Annotated in this window: 1 protein-coding gene; it reads left to right on the plus strand. The window is 76.8% G+C overall.

Annotated features, from left to right (window positions below):
- The coding region (locus tag VM95_RS37050; protein ID WP_045705630.1) for a type I polyketide synthase at nucleotides 1-4648 on the plus strand (4648 nt) is incomplete at both ends.

Raw genomic sequence — 4648 nt, forward strand, 5'->3', positions numbered from 1 at the left:
CGAGATCGCCGCCGCCACCGTCGCCGGGGCCCTCAGCCTCGCGGACGGCGCCCGGATCGCCGCCCTGCGCAGCCAGGCCATCACCGCCATCGCCGGGCACGGCGGCATGGTGTCCGTGCCGCTGCCGCGCGAGCGCGCCGAGGAGCTGCTGGGCGGCTGGGACGGCCGGGTCTTCGTGGCCGCCGTCAACGGCCCGTCCGCCACCGTCGTCGCCGGGGACCGCGACGCGCTCGACGAACTCCTCGCCCACTGCGAGCGCGCGGAGATCCGCGCCCGCCGGATCGACGTCGACTACGCCTCGCACACGCCGCACGTCGAGGCCATCGAGGAGCGCCTGGCGACGGCCCTGGCCGGGATCACCCCGCAGCGCGCCGACGTCCCGTTCTACTCGACCGTCACCGGCGGCCTGCTCGACACCACCGCCCTGGACAGCGGCTACTGGTACACCAACCTGCGGCAGACCGTCCGCTTCACCGACGCCGTCCGGGCCGCGCAGGCGGACGGCCACGAGGTGTTCGTCGAGTCCAGCCCGCACCCCGTCCTCACCACCGCCGTCGAGGAGACCCTCGACGCCGCCGAGGCCCCGGTGGTCACCGGCACCCTGCGCCGCACCGAGGGCCACTGGACCAGGCTGCTCACCTCCGCGGCCCACCTGCACGCCCACGGCGTGCCCGTCGACTGGACGGCGTTCCTGCCCGCCGGCGACCACGCCGACCTGCCGACCTACCCGTTCCGCCACCAGCACCTGTGGATCCGGGAGGCCGCCCCGGACGCGCCGGGCACGGCCGCGACCGACGCGCCGGAGGCCGGGTTCTGGCAGGCCGTCGAGGAGCAGGACGTCGCCGCCGTGGCCGCCGCCCTGCGGGTCGAGGACGAGGAGCGGCGGCGGTCGCTGGACGCGCTGCTGCCCGTGCTGTCCTCCTGGCGCCGGGAGAGCCGCGAGCGCTCGGCCGTGGACGACTGGCGGTACCGGATAGCCTGGAAGCCGCTCGCGGACCGCCCGGCGGCGGCGCTGACCGGCACCTGGCTGGTCGTCGTCCCGGCCGGCCGCACCGAGGACCGCTGGGTCGCCGAGGCCGTCCGGGCCCTCGACGGGCACGGCGCCCGCACCGTCCTGCTGGAGACGACCGGCGCCGACGCGGACCGCGCCGTCCTCGCCGAGCGGCTGCGCCCGCTGGTCGACGGCACCGACCTCGCCGGCGTGCTGTCCTTCCTGGCGCTGGACGACAAGCGCCTGGACGGGCACCGCAGCCTCACCGCCTGCGTGGGGCTGACCCTCGTCCTCGTCCAGGCCATGGGCGACCTCGGCCTGCGCATCCCGCTGTGGTGCGCCACCCACCGCGCCGTCGCCACCGGCCCGTCCGACGCCCCCGCCGACCAGGTGCAGGCCCAGCTGTGGGGCCTCGGCCGGGTCGTCGCCCTGGAGCAGCCGCACCTGTGGGGCGGCCTGGTCGACCTGCCCGCGGAGCCGGACGCGCGGGCGCTCGGCCGGCTCGCCGGGGTGCTGGCCGGCGCAGGCGACGAGGACCAGGTGGCGGTGCGCCCGGCCGGCCTGTTCGCCCGCCGGATGGTGCACGCCCCGCTCGGCGGGGCGCGGCCGGTCCGCGACTGGCGGCCCGGCGGCACGGTGATCGTCACCGGCGGCACCGGGAGCCTCGGCCCCCGGCTGGCCCGCTGGCTGGCCGAGCGCGGCGCCGAGCACCTGGTGCTGGCCAGCCGTTCGGGCCCGGACGCCCCCGGGGCGGCGGACCTGGCGGCCGAGCTGACCGCGACCGGCGTGGAGGTCACCCTGGCGGCGTGCGACGTCGCCGACCGGGACGCGGTGGCCGCCCTGCTGGACGGGTTGCGGGCCGAGGGCCGCACCGTGCGGGCCGTCGTGCACACCGCCGCGTTCATCGAACTGCTGCCGGTGGACGGCACCCCGCTGGAGAGCCTGGACCAGGTGCTGGCCGCGAAGGTGGACGGCACCCGGCACCTCGCCGAACTGCTGGACCCGGAGGCGCTGGACGCCTTCGTCCTGTTCTCCTCCATCGCCGGGTTCTGGGGCAGCGGGGACCACGCCGCCTACGCGGCGGCCAACGCCGCCCTCGACGCCCTGGCCGAGGCCGGCCGGGCCCGCGGCCTGCCGATGACCTCCGTCGCCTGGGGCGTCTGGGAGGACGCCGTCAACACCTGGAAGAACCTCGGCGACCAGGACGTCGAGCGCACCCGCCGCAAGGTGCAGGCGCAGGGCCTGCCGCTGATGCGCGCCGAGCTGGCGGTCGCCGCCCTGCAGCAGTCGCTGGACCACGACGACACCTTCGTCGCGATCGCCGACATCGACTGGGCGCGCTTCGTGCCGCTGTTCACCGCGCTGCGCCCGAGCCCGCTGCTCACCGACCTGCCCGAGGCCCGCGCGGTGCTGGCCGCCCCGGAGGCCGGCGCGGGCGCGCCGGGCGCCGGGAACGACTCCGAACTGCGGCGCGTGCTCGTCGAGTTGTCGGAGGCCGACCAGCTCCGCACGCTGACCGAGCTGGTGTCCGCGCACGCCGCGGCCGTCCTCGGGCGCACCGGCGCGGAGGCCATCAAGCCCGAACGGGCCTTCAAGGAGCTCGGGTTCGAGTCCCTGACGGCCGTCGAGCTGCGCAACCGGCTGAACGCCGCCACCGGGCTGCGGCTCCCGGCGACGCTGGTCTTCGACTACCCGACGCCCGCCGCGCTCGCCGCCGAACTGCGTCGCGAGGTCCTGGAGTTGGCGGCCGCGGCCGCGCCCGTGGAGCAGGCCCCGGGCGGGGCCGGCGCGGACGAGCCGATCGCGATCGTCGGGATGGCCTGCCGCCTGCCCGGCGGGGTCACCACCCCCGAGGAGCTGTGGCGGCTGCTCGCCGCGGACGGCGACGCCGTCTCCGGCTTCCCGCCGGAGCGCGGCTGGGACCTGAGCGGGATCCACGGCCCCGGCGGCCGGGTCCGCGAGGGCGGCTTCGTGGCCGACGTGGACCGCTTCGACGCCGCGTTCTTCGGGATCAGCCCGCGCGAGGCGCTGGCCATGGACCCGCAGCAGCGCCAGCTGCTGGAGACCTCCTGGGAGGCCTTCGAGCGGGCCGGCATCGACCTGACCACGCTGCGCGGCAGCCGGACGGGCACCTTCGTCGGCGCCATGGACCAGGGCTACGGGGTGACCTCGGCCGACGCGCCCTCCGCGATCGGGGACTACGTCATCACCGGCCGAGTCACCAGCGTCCTGTCCGGCCGGGTCGCGTACGCGTTCGGCCTGGAGGGCCCGGCGATCACCGTCGACACGGCGTGCTCCTCCTCGCTGGTCGCGCTCCACCTGGCCGTCCGCTCGCTGCGCGGCGGCGAGTGCACGATGGCGCTGGCCGGCGGCTCGGTGGTGATGCCCGTCCCGGACTCGTTCATCGGCTTCGACCGGATGGGCGCGCTGTCCGAGAGCGGCCGCTGCAAGGCCTTCTCCGACGACGCGGACGGCTTCGGGCTGTCCGAGGGCACCGGCGTCGTCCTGCTCGAACGGCTCTCCGACGCGCAGCGCCACGGGCACCCGGTGCTGGCCGTGATCCGCGGCTCCGCCCTCAACCAGGACGGCGCCTCCAACGGCCTGGCCGCCCCCAACGGGCCCTCGCAGCAGCGGGTGATCCGGGCGGCGCTGGCCGACGCCCGGCTGACGGCCGACCAGATCGACGCCGTCGAGGCGCACGGCACCGGCACCCGGCTCGGCGACCCGATCGAGGCGCAGGCCCTGCTGGCCACCTACGGCAAGCAGCGGGACACCGAACGGCCGCTGTGGCTGGGCGCGTTGAAGTCCAACATCGGCCACACCCAGGCGACCTCGGGTGTCGCGGGCGTCATCAAGATGGTGCTGGCGCTGCGCAACGAGGCGCTGCCGCGCACCCTGCACGTGACCGAGCCGACCACCCACGTGGACTGGTCGGGCGGCGGGGTGGCGCTGCTCACCGAGCCGCGGGAGTGGCCGCGCGAGGCCGGGCGGCCGCGCCGGGCCGGGGTGTCCGCGTTCGGCATCAGCGGCACCAACGCCCACCTGATCCTGGAGGAGGCGCCGGACGCCGCGGCGGCCGCCGAGGAGGCCGCCGAGGCCGTCGACTCGCCGTCGCCGGTGGTCCCGTGGGTGCTCTCCGCCCGGGACGAGCGGGCGCTGCGGGCGCAGAGCGGGCAGCTGGCCGCGTTCCTGCGCGAGCACCCGGAGGCCGACCTGCGCGCCGTCGGGCACACCCTGCTCGTCGGACGCGCGGCGCTGGAGCACCGGGCGGTCGTGCTCGGGCAGGGCCGCGAGGAGCTGCTGAACGGCCTCGCCGGGCTCGCCGAGGGAGCCGCCAAGCCGGCGGTCACCACCGGCGAGGGCGGCTACGGGCGGCCGGTGTTCGTGTTCCCCGGCCAGGGCTCGCAGTGGCTCGGCATGGGCGCCGAACTCCTGGACACCTCCGAGGTGTTCGCCCGCTCGATCGCCGACTGCGAGGCGGCGCTGGCCCCGTACGTCGACTGGTCGCTCACCGAGGTGCTGCGCGGCGGCGGAGACCTCCACCGGGTCGACGTCGTGCAGCCCGCGCTGTTCGCGATGATGGTCTCGCTGGCCGCGGTCTGGAAGTCGCTGGGCGTCGAGCCCGCCGCCGTCATCGGCCACTCCCAGGGCGAGATC

It is taken from the genome of Streptomyces rubellomurinus (assembly GCF_000961885.1).
GTDB lineage: Bacteria > Actinomycetota > Actinomycetes > Streptomycetales > Streptomycetaceae > Kitasatospora > Kitasatospora rubellomurina.